This is a genomic window from Winslowiella arboricola (assembly GCF_025527015.1).
Lineage (GTDB): Bacteria > Pseudomonadota > Gammaproteobacteria > Enterobacterales > Enterobacteriaceae > Erwinia > Erwinia arboricola.
The window spans coordinates 14,468-30,170 of sequence record NZ_JAODIM010000028.1 but is presented as its reverse complement, the minus strand read 5'-3'; the positions used below and the strand labels follow the sequence as shown (position 1 = coordinate 30,170).

Annotated in this window: 10 protein-coding genes; 2 read left to right on the top strand and 8 right to left on the bottom strand. The window is 51.5% G+C overall.

Annotated features, from left to right (window positions below; genetic code table 11):
• Positions 1-179: 179 nt before the first annotated feature.
• Entirely contained in the window at positions 180-1,664 is a 1,485-nt protein-coding gene (locus tag N5923_RS00295) for an aminotransferase-like domain-containing protein (protein WP_267141030.1), read from the bottom strand.
• A 176-nt stretch (positions 1,665-1,840) separates the two neighbouring features.
• Here N5923_RS00295 and N5923_RS00290 point away from each other — a divergent pair, with 176 nt between their 5' ends.
• Positions 1,841-2,032, top strand: coding sequence for a DUF1127 domain-containing protein (locus N5923_RS00290; RefSeq protein ID WP_267141031.1), 192 nt, complete (start codon positions 1,841-1,843; stop codon positions 2,030-2,032).
• Between the two features lie 121 nt (positions 2,033-2,153).
• A complete protein-coding gene (locus N5923_RS00285; protein WP_267141032.1) occupies positions 2,154-3,662 on the top strand; it encodes an HrpF/NolX family T3SS translocon protein in 1,509 nt (502 codons plus the stop codon).
• Between the two features lie 71 nt (positions 3,663-3,733).
• Here the strand turns inward: N5923_RS00285 and N5923_RS00280 are convergent, their stop codons facing one another.
• From N5923_RS00280 to rplK, 7 genes are all read right to left on the bottom strand, one after another.
• The gene (locus tag N5923_RS00280; protein WP_267141033.1) at positions 3,734-4,219 is read right to left on the bottom strand and encodes a DinB family protein; all 486 of its coding nucleotides are present in this window, start codon (positions 4,217-4,219) and stop codon (positions 3,734-3,736) included.
• A gap of 74 nt (positions 4,220-4,293) precedes the next feature.
• Positions 4,294-8,517 carry a DNA-directed RNA polymerase subunit beta' gene (gene rpoC, locus N5923_RS00275; RefSeq protein ID WP_267141034.1) on the bottom strand — a complete coding sequence of 1,408 codons (4,224 nt, stop codon included), beginning with the start codon at positions 8,515-8,517 and terminating at the stop codon, positions 4,294-4,296.
• Between the two features lie 145 nt (positions 8,518-8,662).
• Positions 8,663-12,691, bottom strand: a complete 4,029-nt coding sequence (gene rpoB / locus N5923_RS00270; protein ID WP_267141035.1) for a DNA-directed RNA polymerase subunit beta — start codon at positions 12,689-12,691, stop codon at positions 8,663-8,665.
• A 326-nt stretch (positions 12,692-13,017) separates the two neighbouring features.
• On the bottom strand, positions 13,018-13,386 hold the full coding sequence (rplL, locus tag N5923_RS00265) for a 50S ribosomal protein L7/L12 (protein ID WP_267141036.1): 369 nt from the start codon (positions 13,384-13,386) through the stop codon (positions 13,018-13,020).
• A gap of 66 nt (positions 13,387-13,452) precedes the next feature.
• Positions 13,453-13,950: a 50S ribosomal protein L10 gene (gene rplJ, locus N5923_RS00260; protein ID WP_267141037.1), complete on the bottom strand. Its 498-nt coding sequence runs from the start codon at positions 13,948-13,950 to the stop codon at positions 13,453-13,455.
• A 436-nt stretch (positions 13,951-14,386) separates the two neighbouring features.
• Entirely contained in the window at positions 14,387-15,091 is a 705-nt protein-coding gene (rplA, locus tag N5923_RS00255) for a 50S ribosomal protein L1 (RefSeq protein ID WP_267141038.1), read from the bottom strand.
• Positions 15,092-15,094: 3 nt separating this feature from the next.
• On the bottom strand, positions 15,095-15,523 hold the full coding sequence (gene rplK, locus N5923_RS00250) for a 50S ribosomal protein L11 (RefSeq protein ID WP_267141039.1): 429 nt from the start codon (positions 15,521-15,523) through the stop codon (positions 15,095-15,097).
• Positions 15,524-15,703: the final 180 nt, after the last annotated feature.

Below are 15,703 nucleotides of genomic sequence, written 5' to 3'. Positions count from 1 at the left end.
ATAATAACGCTCTAACTCACTAATATCAGATTACTGCCTTGTAAATTACAGCCAGGGGTTATTGTAGTAAGAAAAAGTGTTATTTTCGAAAAAAAACTTCCAGCGCGGTGAGTTATTACCGCACTGGAGGCTTTATGAGACTTGAGTACTAAATATAAAGCTGGAGTTTGTCGTCAGCATTATTGATTAACAGCGGTCCCGCCTTCACTCTTTTCTGGCAGCTCTGCCGCTGCCGGTATGGCTGGCATACAGCATTCCATGGCGCGCTCGACCGCCGCGCCTAAGATCGCCAGCGCGCGTTCGGTTTGAGGATTAAACGGCAAGGCGTAATTTAGCCGCAGACAGTTGCGATATTTACCTGCTGCGGAAAACAACGAACCCACACTAATCTGAATGTTGCACTCACGTAGTTCGCGATTCAGACGCACCGAGTCAAACGCTTCAGGCAGCTCAATCCACATCAGAAAACCACCCTGCGGGCGGGTGACGCAAATACCACAGGGGAAATAGTGCCGTACCCAATGGGTGAAAATATCGAGGTTACGTTGATAGTGCGCGCGCATGCGGCGCAGATGCGGCTGGTAATGGCCCAGACGGATAAACTCGGCGACGGTCATCTGCATTTGCGTGGCTGTCGAGCCAGTGCCGATATATTTCATATGGATAACGCGATCAAGATAACGTCCCGGCGCCACCCAACCAACGCGTAGTCCCGGCGCCAGTACTTTCGAGAATGAGCTGCACAACATCACGCGCCCGTCCTGATCCAGCGATTTGATGGTGATCGGCCGCGGATAGTCATATACCAGCTCACCGTAGACATCATCTTCAATAATTGCGATATCAAAACGTTGCGCCAGCGCCAGCAGCCCGCGTTTGCGATTATCAGGCATGACAAAACCCAGTGGATTATTGCAGTTTGGCACCACCACCACCGCTTTGATTGGCCACTGATCCAGCGCCAGCTCCAGCGCTTCCAGACTGATGCCAGTTTCGCAATCTGTCGGGATTTCAATTACCTTAATGCCAAAACCATGCAGGGTCTGCATAGTGCCGTGAAAAGTGGGTGACTCTACGGCGATAATATCGCCCGGCTGGCACACGCTGCGAATCGACACTGACAGCGCTTCATGACAGCCCGTGGTGATCACAATCTCATCAGCCGACAGCTGACAGCCACTGTCAATCGCCAGCCGCGCAACCTGCTCCCGTAACGCCGGTACGCCGTAGATATTGTCATAGTTCAGCATCCGCAGGTCCTGCTTCTGAGCGAGACGGCTCATGACCTTCCATAACGGTTTAATGGTCGGCTGACTGATATCGGGCATACCGCTGCCAAGTTGCAGCATATCCTCTTCCAGCCGCGCGTTAATCAGCTCCAGCACCGATCCCCACTGCGTAATTTCAACCGGTCGTTGCGCTGGCCGGCTAATCGCCGGTACCGGCGGTGCCGCTTTACGCGGCGTGACAAAATAACCGGACCGCGGCTGCGGGGTGATAAGTTGCTTCTCTTCCAGCAGATGATAGGCCTGCTGCACAGTGCTGATACTGACTCCGTGTTCGGTACTCAATGTGCGCACTGAGGGCAGCCGTTCTCCCCCCTGATACAGCCCCTGTTCGATACGCTGCGCCAGCAGCGTTGCCAGATGTTGATAGCGCGTCATCGTATTGCACTCACTCCCGTCAGGTTAAGAAAAACCAGTACAGATGGCGACGAAACCGACCATTCAGAAGCGGCAACCATCATTCTGTATGACAATTAAAGTCATTTTTTGCATCTGTATTGTCAATGACTTTCCTCACAAAATAGCACTCAGTCATCCAGTGTGAGGAGCAAATCATGGAATATCAGGAAAATAGAACGGGGCAGCTGTTTGCCGGAATCCGTTTTCGTATGCAGTTGATTTTGCTTTATCGTCGGTGGCAGGCATGGCGGCTACGTCAGCAGACGCGTAATATTTTGTCCGGGTTAAGTGACACTCAGCTGCGCGATATTGGTTTAACCAGTGAAGATGTCGATCGTTATAAATGATTTAACACTGTCCCTGCCCTCTCCCGCGGCGGCGCAAATGCCGCCCTGGAGAAAAAACCGGAACTGTTGCTTATTCGGAGCCACCCAATAAGCACAACTTTATTTAACCGGATTAACCTGTATGCGTCTTCCTGGCTTTTCTCCACAGAATATCACGACAGCAAACAAGGCAAACCCTGCCAGTGGTGAAGTAGCAACGCCATTCAAGGGAACCAGATCGCAAGCCAGCAGCCCTGATTCCCTGCAGCAAGGGACGGGAAAAAACCTGCAAACCTCCGGCGGCATCACGCAGCTTATCCCGATGTTAATGGAAGAAATAATATCGGCACTCACCGGCGGTTCGAATACAGAGCAGGCATTGCCGGAAACCGCACCGGATCAGATGCCCTTTGAGGAAGTGGTCGCCACGCTTGGCCGAAACGAAAATCTGCTAAAAAAGGCGACAGACCGGGAAGGTATCGAGAAACTGATTGATGATCCTGAGACCCCTTCCGATGCCAGAAAAGCGCTGAGTGCGGTGCTAAAAGACCCGGAGATATTTGCCGCTTTAGATGGCGCGAAAAAAAACGGTAAGACAGACGGAAAAATCAGTTCTCAGGACGTGCAGACCCTGCAACAGAACCCATTAATCAAACAGTATACCGATGCGAAATCTGAAGATTATACGCACGCCTATATGCCGTCAGATTCTGCGCCAGGCTCCGCTCCGCGAGAAATGACCTCCAACGACGCGATGCGCGAGCTGTATCTTTACTCTGAAAGCTTACCCAAAAAGGTCAATCTGGAAACCTTACAGAAAATCGCCGACGGTTCGCAGGACATGGGCAAGTGTCCGCCGCAAGTCGCTGCAGCAGCAAAATTCTACACTGAAAATCCTGATCAGTGGCAGCAGCTCACCGGTAAAGACGATCCTTCAGCATCGGTTTCTAAAGACCGTTTATGTGACCTCGCATCGTATAATGTGAAGCTTGCACCTCAGGAAGACAAAGCGCTGAAGACGATCAAAGATAACGAGGATATTTTCTTTAAAGGCGGCGGCATTAAGCCAGATAAGCTGAAGGATATTGCCAACAATGAAGAAAACAGTCAGGAAGTGCGCGACGCCGCCAATTTAATGAGTCAGCCAAACTCAATGCTGTTCTCCATGCTGGATAATGGTAAACATGGCGCGGGCGGTGACTTCTTTAATAAGGCCAATGATAAAAATATTGGCAAAGGTGATATCGATGCCTTTATCAAAAAAGGCTCCAACCAGATTGCCGCCCCTGCTCAGCAGGCCAAACCCTCACTGGATCCTGACGCTATCGCTGCGCAACAGGATATGACCACCGGCAAAGAGACACAGCCAGATGAGAAAAAAGAAAAGGGCGGCGGTTTCTATAAAATGCTCGAAGTCTTTAGCTATATCGCTTCTGCCGCGTTCTCATTTATTCCGGGTGTTGGTGCAGCAGGGTTAGCCGCAACGGCGGGACGCGTGGCAGCGACCACGGCGATTAAAGAAGGGGCTAAACAGGCAGCGAAAGAGGGGCTGAAAGAAGGTGCTCAGCAGGGTGCCGAGGCCGCACTGAATAGCAGGAAAAACGGCGGTGATGAGCAGTTAAATTCACCTCGGGTGTGGGCGCAGAGCTGACTTGCCAGACGGGAGCCGATAACGGCTCCCCTACAACGCTGTGCTCGCCACTTTCGCTTAGCAGCTGACAGTCAGTTGTAATCCCGGAGGAATACAGTCATCACATCTTTAGGGGGAGTCCCTCCGCTTTCAGAGATGAGCCATCCAACAGCTCCGCGATGATAGGTGCCGTGGAAAAGCACATGATTAAGCATGTCGAGAGGTTTCATCTCACCGGCTCCGCCATCGACAAAGCGAAATTTAATCATCTGATCAAGATCGGCATCGCTTATGGAACCTACATGCTCAATGTACCACTCTGTGCAATCACGCAATCTCCCTTCAAGTTCTTCACATGATGGTGTTTCAGGGGTATTGAGTGCGGTATATCCGTGTTCCTGCCCGGTAATATTTGCCCGGAAAATCATGTCCACAACATAGATATGATTCATCAGCCGCAAGGTCAGGTGACGCTTCTCAGTATGAGAGTGCTCATCAAGCAATTTTATCGCCCGGAGTGTCTCTGCATCAGCCCATTGCTTGTATCTAAATAATGTAACCACCGTATCTTTCGTCATTTTTCCCCTGAGCATTGCAGATATAAAAAAACCCGCCGAAGCGGGTTTTTTTATTACGTATCACGCACTAACGATTAATCGTCGTCGCGACCACCGAGACCGGCGTTCAGCAGTTCCGCCAGGCTGGCAGATGCTTCATCTGCAGTCACCTGTGGCGCTACCGGAACTTCACCTGCATGACGACGGCGCATACGATCCTGATGATATGCGTAACCGGTACCGGCTGGAATCAGACGACCCACGATTACGTTCTCTTTCAGGCCGCGCAGTTCGTCACGTTTACCTGCAACAGCTGCTTCGGTCAGGACACGCGTGGTCTCCTGGAACGATGCTGCAGAGATAAACGATTCGGTTGCCAGAGATGCCTTGGTGATACCCAGCAGATCACGAGCGAAGGTCGCTGCAATTTTGCCGTTGTTTTCCAGGTCGCGGTTCGCGATTTTCACGCGAGAGAACTCGACCTGCTCACCATCCAGGAACTCTGAGCTACCGTTGCTGGCGATGGTTGCTTTACGCAGCATCTGACGCACGATAACTTCGATGTGTTTATCGTTAATCTTAACGCCTTGCAGACGGTAAACTTCCTGCACTTCGTTAGTGATGTAACGGGTCACAGCATGCACGCCACGCAGACGCAGAATGTCATGCGGAGACTCTGGACCATCGGAAACCACGTCACCACGTTCTACGCGCTCACCTTCGAACACGTTAAGCTGACGCCATTTTGGAATCATCTCTTCGTAGTGATCGCTACCATCAATCGGCGTGATCACCAGACGGCGTTTACCTTTGGTCTCTTTACCGAAGGAGATAATACCGCTGACTTCCGCCAGGATTGCCGGCTCTTTCGGACGACGCGCTTCGAACAGGTCAGCAACGCGTGGCAGACCACCGGTAATATCCTTGGTACCGCCTGATTCCTGAGGAACACGCGCCAAAGTATCACCAGAACTGATCTTAATGCCGTCTTCCAGCTGGACAATCGCTTTACCTGGCAGGAAGTACTGAGCTGGCATATCGGAGCCAGGGATCAATACATCGTTACCGTTAGCATCAACGATTTTCAGTGCCGGACGCAGATCTTTACCACCCGTGGTACGTTCTGCGCTGTCCAGGATCACCAGCGAGGAGAGACCGGTTAAGTCATCAGTCTGACGCGTAATGCTCTGGCCGTCGATCATGTCGGTGAAGCGGATAAAACCGCTCACTTCGGTGATAACTGGCATGGTATGCGGATCCCAGTTAGCGACAACTTCGCCAGCTGCAACCTGCTCACCATCACCTTTCGCCATGGCTGCACCGTAAGGAACTTTATAGCTCTCTTTGGTACGACCAAATTCGTCGATCATTTTCAGTTCAACGTTACGCGAGGTGATAACCAGCTTACCAGCGGAGTTCGTTACCGATTTCGCGTTGGTCAGCTTGATAGTACCTTTGTTCTTCACCTGAATGCTGGATTCGGCTGCCGCACGCGATGCCGCACCACCGATGTGGAACGTACGCATGGTCAGCTGAGTACCCGGCTCACCGATGGACTGTGCTGCAATAACGCCGATGGCCTCACCTTTGTTGATGATGTGACCACGCGCCAGATCGCGTCCATAACAGTGCGCACACACACCGAAGTCAGTTTCACAACTTACGACGGAGCGGACTTTCAGGCTGTCGACAGAGTTCTCTTCCAACAGGTCACACTGCTGTTCGTGCAGCAGGGTGTTGCGTGGCAGCAGAATGTCTGCAGTACCTGGCTTGAGAACGTCTTCTGCCGTTACACGGCCGAGTACGCGCTCACGCAGTGGCTCTTTAACATCGCCACCCTCGATAACCGGCGTCATCATGATACCTTCGTGGGTACCACAGTCGTCTTCGGTTACAACCAGATCCTGTGCAACGTCAACCAGACGACGCGTCAGATAACCGGAGTTCGCTGTTTTCAGTGCGGTATCCGCCAGACCTTTACGAGCACCGTGCGTGGAGATGAAGTACTGGAGTACGTTCAGACCTTCACGGAAGTTCGCGGTGATTGGCGTCTCGATGATGGAACCATCTGGTTTCGCCATCAGACCACGCATACCCGCCAGCTGACGAATCTGTGCCGCAGAACCACGCGCACCGGAGTCAGCCATCATAAAGATACTGTTGAAGGAGACCTGACGCTCTTCTTCGCCGTCACGGTTAATGACCAGCTCAGTAGACAGGTTTTCCATCATCGCTTTAGCAACGCGTTCGTTGGCCGCAGCCCAGATATCGATCACTTTGTTGTAGCGTTCGCCAGCGGTTACCAGACCAGACTGGAACTGCTGCTGGATTTCAGCCACTTCAGCTTCCGCTTCGGTGATGATTTCCACTTTCTTCGCCGGGATTACCATGTCGTCGATACCGACAGAAGCACCTGAACGGGCTGCGTAGGCAAAACCGGTGTACATAGTCTGGTCAGCAAAGATAACGGTCGGCTTCAGACCCAAAATGCGGTAACAGGTGTTGAGCATTTTGGAGATAGCTTTTTTGCCCAGCGCCTGGTTAACGATAGAGAAAGGCAGACCTTTTGGCACGATCATCCACAGGATGGCGCGGCCAACAGTGGTATCGATGATGCTGGTTTTAGCAACCCACTCATCCTGCTCGTTTTTCTCGTGCTCAGTAATACGCACTTTAACGCGAGCATGCAGAGAAGCGAGGCCAGCACGATAGATGCGCTCGGCTTCTTTCGGGCCAGTCAGCACCATGCCTTCGCCTTTGGCGTTAACACAGTCACGGGTCATGTAGTACAGACCCAGTACAACGTCCTGAGAAGGAACGATGATTGGCTCACCGTTCGCTGGCGACAGGATGTTGTTGGTAGACATCATCAGCGCACGCGCTTCCAGCTGGGCTTCCAGCGTCAGCGGTACGTGTACTGCCATCTGGTCACCATCGAAGTCGGCGTTGTATGCCGCACAGACCAGCGGGTGAAGCTGAATCGCTTTACCTTCGATCAGTACTGGCTCAAACGCCTGGATGCCCAGACGGTGCAGTGTTGGCGCACGGTTCAGCAGTACCGGGTGTTCGCGGATTACTTCATCCAGGATATCCCAGACGACAGCTTCTTCACGCTCAACCATTTTCTTGGCTGCTTTAATGGTGGTCGCGAGGCCACGCAGTTCCAGCTTGCCGTAGATAAACGGTTTGAACAGTTCCAGTGCCATTTTTTTCGGCAGACCGCACTGATGCAGACGCAGGTATGGACCAACGGTGATAACCGAACGACCAGAGTAGTCGACACGTTTACCCAGCAGGTTCTGACGGAAACGACCCTGCTTACCTTTGATCATGTCAGCCAGCGATTTCAGCGGACGCTTGTTAGAGCCGGTAATCGCACGACCACGACGGCCGTTGTCCAGCAGCGCATCAACCGCTTCCTGCAACATACGTTTTTCGTTACGTACGATGATATCTGGCGCAGCCAGATCCAGCAGGCGTTTCAGACGGTTGTTACGGTTGATCACACGACGATAAAGATCGTTCAGATCGGACGTAGCGAAACGACCACCATCCAGTGGTACCAGCGGACGCAGATCCGGCGGCAGTACCGGCAGCACGGTCAGGATCATCCACTCTGGTTTGTTACCAGACTGAACGAACGCTTCCAGCAGCTTGATACGCTTGGTCAGCTTCTTACGCTTGGTCTCGGAGTTGGTCTCGTTCAGCTCTTCACGCAGCTGCTCGCACTCTTGCTCCAGATCCATGTTTTTCAACAGCGCCTGGATAGCTTCCGCACCCATTTTCGCATCGAATTCGTCACCAAACTCTTCCAGCGCATCCAGATACTGCTCTTCAGTCAGGATCTGGCGCTTTTCGAGGTTGGTCATACCGCCTTCGACGACCACATAAGATTCGAAGTACAGCACGCGTTCGATATCACGCAGTGGCATGTCCAGCAGCAAACCGATGCGCGAAGGCAGCGATTTCAGGAACCAGATGTGTGCAGTTGGCGAAGCCAGTTCAATGTGGCCCATGCGCTCACGGCGAACTTTGGTCTGTGTAACTTCAACGCCACACTTCTCACAGATCACACCGCGGTGTTTCAGGCGCTTGTACTTACCGCACAAGCACTCATAGTCTTTGACCGGCCCGAAAATACGCGCACAGAACAGACCGTCACGTTCAGGTTTGAACGTACGGTAGTTAATGGTTTCCGGCTTTTTAACTTCACCGAAAGACCAGGAACGGATCATGTCTGGCGAGGCCAGAGCAATTTTGATCGCATCAAACTCTTCAGTCTTAGTTTGCGCTTTCAGAAACTTTAGTAAGTCTTTCACGGATTAGCTCCCGTCGGAGTGAGACTTCTCAAGGCAGCCCGGAGTGACCCGGACGCCTCGTAACTAGTACGAATACAACTGCTTACTCATCATCTTTCAGGCTGCAGACGCTTTCACGACCTGCAACCCGAAAGCTGGCGGGTAGTTAATCGCCTTCCAGCTCGATGTTGATACCCAGCGAGCGGATCTCTTTCAACAGTACGTTGAAGGATTCCGGCATGCCAGGTTCCATCTGATGGTTGCCGTCCACGATGTTTTTATACATCTTAGTACGGCCGTTAACGTCATCAGACTTAACGGTGAGCATTTCCTGCAGCGTATAGGCAGCGCCATATGCTTCAAGCGCCCACACTTCCATCTCACCGAAGCGCTGACCACCGAACTGCGCTTTACCACCCAGCGGCTGCTGAGTAACAAGGCTGTAAGAGCCGGTAGAACGTGCATGCATCTTGTCATCAACCAGGTGGTTAAGTTTCAGCATGTACATGTAGCCAACGGTAACCGGACGCTCGAACTGCTCGCCTGTACGGCCATCAAACAGCGTAATCTGACCAGAGGTCGGTAAACCACCCAACTGCAGCAGTTCTTTGATTTCGCTCTCTTTAGCACCGTCAAACACTGGCGTAGCGATTGGCATACCTTTTTTCAGGTTCTCTGCCAGACGCAGCACTTCGTCATCCGTGAAGGTGTTCAGGTCAACTTTCTGACGCACATCGGTGCCCAGATCGTAGGCGCGCTGAATAAACTCACGCAGTTTGGCCACTTCTTCCTGCTTCTTAAGCATCGCGTTGATTTTCTCACCGATGCCCTTCGCAGCCATACCCAGATGGGTTTCAAGAACCTGACCAATGTTCATACGTGATGGTACGCCCAGCGGGTTCAGTACGATGTCAACCGGCGTGCCGTATTCATCGTAAGGCATATCTTCGATCGGGTTGATCTTGGAGATAACACCTTTGTTCCCGTGACGACCTGCCATTTTGTCACCAGGCTGGATCTGACGTTTAACGGCCAGATACACTTTCACGATTTTCAGCACGCCTGGTGCCAGATCATCGCCCTGAGTGATTTTGCGGCGTTTCGCTTCGAGTTTCTTCTCAAACTCGTGCTTCAGCTCGTCGTACTGCTCCGCCAGCTGCTCCAGCTGGTTTTGCTTGTCTTCGTCGGTCAGGCCGAGTTCCAACCAGCGCTCGCGTGGCAGCTTGTCCAGTTTTTCCGCTTCAACGCCACCGGCAACCAGCAGGTAGTTGATACGGCCGAACAGGCCAGCTTCGAGGATCTGCAATTCTTCAGACAGGTCTTTCTTCGCCTGCTTCAGCTGCATCTCTTCGATTTCCAGCGCGCGCTTGTCTTTTTCCACGCCATCGCGGGTAAAGACCTGAACGTCGATAACGGTACCGGAAACACCATTTGGTACGCGCAGAGAAGAGTCTTTAACATCAGACGCTTTCTCACCGAAGATCGCACGCAGCAGCTTCTCTTCTGGCGTCAGCTGGGTTTCACCTTTCGGCGTGACCTTACCAACCAGAATGTCGCCACCGGTCACTTCAGCACCGATATACACGATACCGGACTCATCCAGTTTGGAGAGAGCAGCTTCACCCACGTTCGGGATATCAGCGGTGATCTCTTCTGGCCCCAGCTTGGTGTCACGCGACACACATGCCAGTTCCTGGATGTGAATAGTGGTGAAGCGGTCTTCCTGCACTACACGCTCGGAGACTAAGATGGAGTCTTCGAAGTTGTAACCGTTCCACGGCATGAACGCCACGCGCATGTTCTGACCCAGCGCCAGTTCACCGAGATCGGTAGACGGGCCGTCAGCCAGTACATCGCCACGTTCAATTGGCTCACCCAGGTTGACACACGGCTTCTGGCTGATGCAGGTGTTCTGGTTTGAACGGGTGTACTTAGTCAGGTTGTAAATGTCGATACCGGCTTCGCCCGGATACATTTCGCCTTCGTTAACTTTGATAACGATACGCGATGCATCAACGTACTGTACGGTACCACCACGTTTCGCTACGGCAGTTACACCGGAGTCAACCGCAACCGCGCGTTCCATACCGGTACCCACCAGCGGCTTATCAGCACGCAGAGTAGGAACCGCCTGACGTTGCATGTTTGCACCCATCAATGCGCGGTTGGCGTCATCGTGCTCCAGGAACGGAATCAGGGACGCACCAACAGAAACGATCTGCTGTGTGGAAACGTCCATGTAGTCAACCTGATCGCGGCTGAACAGACTTGATTCGCCTTTGCTACGGCAAGTCACCAGGTCGTCTACGAAGTGACCTTCGTCGTCGAGGTTGGTGTTCGCCTGAGCGATAACGTAGTTACCCTCTTCAATTGCAGAGAGGTAATGAATTTCGTCGGTGACCACACCGTCGATTACGCGACGATAAGGGGTTTCCAGGAAACCGTACTCATTGGTCTGTGCATACACAGACAAGGAGTTGATCAGACCGATGTTTGGACCTTCCGGCGTTTCGATTGGACACACACGACCGTAGTGAGTCGGGTGAACGTCTCGAACTTCAAAGCCTGCACGCTCACGCGTCAGACCGCCCGGGCCGAGTGCAGAGATACGACGTTTGTGCGTAATCTCAGACAACGGGTTGTTCTGGTCCATAAACTGAGACAGCTGGCTGGAACCAAAGAACTCTTTCACCGCAGCGGAGATCGGCTTGGCGTTGATCATATCCTGAGGCATCAGGGTATCGAGATCGCCGAGGGACAGACGCTCTTTCACCGCACGCTCAACACGTACCAGGCCAACACGGAATTGGTTTTCCGCCATTTCGCCTACGGAACGGATACGACGGTTGCCGAGGTGGTCGATATCATCCACTTCGCCTTTACCGTTACGGATACCGATGAGCTTCTTCATCACTTCAATGATGTCGTCTTTGCTCAGGATACCGGAACCTTCGATCTCATCACGCAGCAGAGAACGGTTGAACTTCATGCGGCCAACCGCAGAAAGGTCATAACGATCTTCGGAGAAGAACAGGTTCTCGAACAGGTTTTCAGCAGCTTCACGCGTCGGTGGCTCACCAGGACGCATCATACGGTAGATCTCAACCAGCGCGCTCAGGCGATCGCTGGTTGGGTCGACACGTACGGTTTCTGACATGTAGGCGCCGTGGTCCAGATCGTTGGTGAACAGCGTTTCGATACGCTTGTGTCCTGACTGGCTCAGTTTCGCCAGCAGATCCAACGACAGCTCCATGTTGGCTGCAACAATCAGCTCGCCGGTATTTTCGTCGATGTAATCTTTACCAACGACTTTACCTGCGATGTATTCAACCGGAACTTCGATATGCGCAATGCTATCTTTTTCCAGCTGACGGATGTGACGCGCAGTAATACGACGGCCTTTCTCAACGTATACCGTGCCGTTCGCTTCAATATCAAAAGAAGCGGTTTCGCCACGCAGACGCTCAGGAACCAGTTCCATCTGCAGCTTGTTGTCACGAATCTCATACACCACTTTCTCGAAGAACAGGTCAAGGATCTGTTCAGTGGTGAAGTTCAGTGCGCGCAGAATGATGGTCGCAGGCAATTTACGGCGACGGTCAATACGAACGAACAGGTTGTCTTTCGGATCGAATTCGAAATCCAGCCATGAACCACGGTAAGGAATAATACGTGCGTTATACAGCACTTTACCCGATGAGTGGGTTTTACCCTTATCGCTGTCAAAGAACACGCCAGGACTACGATGCAGCTGAGAAACGATAACCCTTTCTGTACCGTTGATAACGAAGGTGCCGTTATCGGTCATGAGCGGAATTTCGCCCATGTAAACTTCTTGTTCTTTGATGTCTTTAACAGTGCCTTCCGGCGCTTCGCGCTCGTAGATCACCAGACGCAGTTTTACACGCAGCGGAGCAGAATACGTCACGCCACGGATCTGACATTCTTTAACATCAAATACAGGTTCGCCTAAGCGGTAGCTGACGTACTGCAGCTCGGAATTACCGCTATAGCTCTGAATTGGGAATACAGAACGGAATGCTGCTTCCAGCCCGTACTGACCTTCCGGATCTTGCTCGATAAACTTCTGGAACGAGTCAAGCTGGATAGAAAGGAGATATGGAATGTCCAGAACTTGTGGACGTTTACCAAAATCCTTACGAATGCGTTTTTTCTCGGTATAGGAGTAAACCATAGGGTTCCTCAGCTCGCTGATCAGTGACCCACTCTGTCCGTCCTGAAGGACAGTTCATGCAACACTATTATGTTTTCGGAAAGTGAGGAGATCACCCTCCGCAATACATCTTTCTATCACTCTTAAATCATTTCGTTGCTCTGGTGGGAACAGGGAGTTCTCACGGAGAAGCAGTATATTAAGGCGCCGATAGAAAAAGATATTGAAGAACTTCAATGGCTAAATAGTGTGAAACCCCATTGTAGTCCTTGAGCGCAAAAAGGCTGGTGACTAAAAAGCCACCAGCCATCAGCCTGACTAATCAGACTGCAACCTGAAAGGTTGTTTTATTTGATTTCAACTTCAGCGCCAGCTTCTTTCAGAGCAGCTTCAAGTGCAGCTGCGTCATCTTTGCTGATGCCTTCTTTCAGAGTTGCTGGTGCAGACTCAACCAGGTCTTTGGCTTCTTTCAGGCCCAGACCAGTTGCGCTACGTACTGCTTTGATTACAGCAACTTTGTTTGCGCCGATAGCTTTCAGCACAACGTCGAATTCAGTTTTTTCTTCAACTGCTTCAGCAGCAGCAGCTGGACCTGCAACAGCAGCAGCAGCAGAAACGCCGAATTTCTCTTCCATAGCGGAGATCAGTTCAACAATTTCCATTACAGACAGTGCTGCAACAGCGTCAATGATTTGTTCTTTAGTGATAGTTGACATAACAAGTGTTCCTAAGAATCAGAAATAGTTTATACGTAAGCAAGTGCGTCAGAAAAGCGAGTGCGATTAAGCAGCTTCTTTCTGATCGCGAACAGCAGCCAGAGTGCGAACCAGTTTGCCGGCAGCGGCTTCTTTCATGGTTGCCATCAGGCGTGCGATTGCTTCATCGTAAGTAGGCAGAGTTGCCAGGCGGTCAATATCAGACGCCGTGATCAGCTCACCTTCAAAGGCCGCAGCTTTAACTTCGAATTTTGCATTCGCTTTCGCGAACTCTTTGAACAGACGAGCAGCAGCGCCCGGGTGTTCCATAGAGTATGCAATCAAAGTTGGACCAACAAACGTGTCTTTCAGGCACTCAAACTGAGTACCTTCAACGACGCGGCGCAACAGGGTGTTACGAACAACACGCATGTAAACGCCAGCTTCACGACCTGCTTTACGCAGTTCGGTCATTTTGTCAACGGTAACGCCACGAGAATCCGCAACTACCGCAGACAGCGCGCCTTTGGCTACTTCGCTGACTTCAGCAACAATCGCTTGTTTGTCTTGAAGATTTAAGGCCATTAGCTTGTGCTCCTGGATTTTTGGACGGGGAAGGATTTCCCCGAAACTCACTTCACTTATCAACGTCACCGAAGATAAGCGCTAAAACACGGTGAGCAGAATCCAGCAAAGACTATAAAAATATTCTTCAGGTTCTGTCACCGTCTACGCAGGAAAGATTAAGTCTTCAACCCGAAAGTATCTGACTCCTGCGGTCTTGGACGGAGGCCTGGATAAGGCCAGGCTCCAACCGAACAACTAAACTTCTTCGTCATTCAAGCTGATACTGCGTTGGCTGCTTTCACTCGCACCAGTCACATAGTGAACTATGTTCCCGGCGACTCGCTCAATTTCCGCCTTTTCTCAGCTCGAATGCCTTTGAATTTGGGTTCTGTATATTTACAGAACAACGGGCGTAAGATTCTAGACGAAACTTGCGCCCGCGTAAAGCAGCGAATTAGTTCGCTACTGCGTTCAGACCAGACTGATCAATTGCAACGCCAGCGCCCATGGTAGTGGACAGGCTAATTTTCTTGATGAAAACGCCTTTCGCCTGAGAAGGTTTCGCTTTTTTCAGCGCAACCAGCAGGGATTCCAGGTTTTCTTTCAGTTTGTCTGACTCGAAATCAACCTTACCGATAGTGGTATGGATGATGCCGTTTTTGTCGTTACGATAACGAACCTGACCCGCTTTAGCGTTCTTAACCGCTTCAGCAACGTTAGGGGTTACAGTACCAACTTTCGGGTTTGGCATCAGACCACGTGGGCCCAGAACCTGACCCAGCTGGCCAACTACGCGCATTGCATCTGGAGATGCGATAACAACGTCGAAGTTCATTTCGCCTTTTTTGATCTGGTCAGCCAGATCTTCCATACCTACCAGCTCAGCGCCTGCAGCTTTAGCAGCTTCAGCGTTTGCGCCCTGGGCAAATACGGCAACGCGAACGGAACGGCCAGTACCGTGTGGCAGTACAGTTGCACCACGCACGTTCTGGTCAGATTTACGAGCATCGATGCCCAGGTTTACAGCTACGTCAACGCTTTCAACGAACTTGGCGGTAGCCAGTTCTTTCAGCAGAGCAACAGCTTCGTTGATGTCATATTGTTTAGTTACATCAACTTTGTCACGGATCACGCGCATGCGCTTGGTCAGCTTAGCCATTTCTTAATCCTCCACTACCAGGCCCATGGAACGAGCAGTACCTTCAATTGAGCGAGACATCGCTTCAATATCAGCACCAGTCATGTCCGCGGCTTTGGTTTCTGCGATTTCACGTACCTGAGCACGAGTTACTTTACCTACTTTGTCTTTGTTCGGCTTACCGGAACCAGACTTAACACCAGCCGCTTTTTTCAGCAGTACTGCTGCTGGCGGGGTTTTGGTGATGAAGGTGAAAGAACGGTCAGAGTAAACAGTGATAACAACAGGAATCGGCAGACCCTTTTCCAGGCTCTCTGTTTTGGCGTTGAACGCTTTACAGAATTCCATGATGTTAACACCCTGCTGACCCAGTGCCGGGCCAACTGGTGGACTTGGGTTAGCCATACCCGCAGAAACCTGCAGTTTGACGTAGGCTTGTACTTTCTTAGCCATGATAATTCCTCTATTGGGTTATAACGCTTCGCAAGAAGCTCCCCGTGGTTGTTTTGCCCCCGCCGATGGCAGGAAACAAGCTATCTTTTACACGCTGAGACAGCGCATAAAAACAAAAGGCGCGAAATTGTATTTCAATTTCGCGCCTTCCGCAACCAATAATCGGTCAATGCATGCACT

What these genes read in the sequence shown, in the direction of transcription:
- rplA (WP_267141038.1), bottom strand. Translation starts at nt 15,091, where the DNA reads ATGGCTAAGCTGACCAAGCGCATGCGCGTGATCCGTGACAAAGTTGAT.
- N5923_RS00285 (WP_267141032.1), top strand. Translation starts at nt 2,154, where the DNA reads ATGCGTCTTCCTGGCTTTTCTCCACAGAATATCACGACAGCAAACAAG.
- rplL (WP_267141036.1), bottom strand. Translation starts at nt 13,386, where the DNA reads ATGTCAACTATCACTAAAGAACAAATCATTGACGCTGTTGCAGCACTG.
- N5923_RS00290 (WP_267141031.1), top strand. Translation starts at nt 1,841, where the DNA reads ATGGAATATCAGGAAAATAGAACGGGGCAGCTGTTTGCCGGAATCCGT.
- rpoB (WP_267141035.1), bottom strand. Translation starts at nt 12,691, where the DNA reads ATGGTTTACTCCTATACCGAGAAAAAACGCATTCGTAAGGATTTTGGT.
- rplJ (WP_267141037.1), bottom strand. Translation starts at nt 13,950, where the DNA reads ATGGCCTTAAATCTTCAAGACAAACAAGCGATTGTTGCTGAAGTCAGC.
- N5923_RS00280 (WP_267141033.1), bottom strand. Translation starts at nt 4,219, where the DNA reads ATGACGAAAGATACGGTGGTTACATTATTTAGATACAAGCAATGGGCT.
- N5923_RS00295 (WP_267141030.1), bottom strand. Translation starts at nt 1,664, where the DNA reads ATGACGCGCTATCAACATCTGGCAACGCTGCTGGCGCAGCGTATCGAA.
- rplK (WP_267141039.1), bottom strand. Translation starts at nt 15,523, where the DNA reads ATGGCTAAGAAAGTACAAGCCTACGTCAAACTGCAGGTTTCTGCGGGT.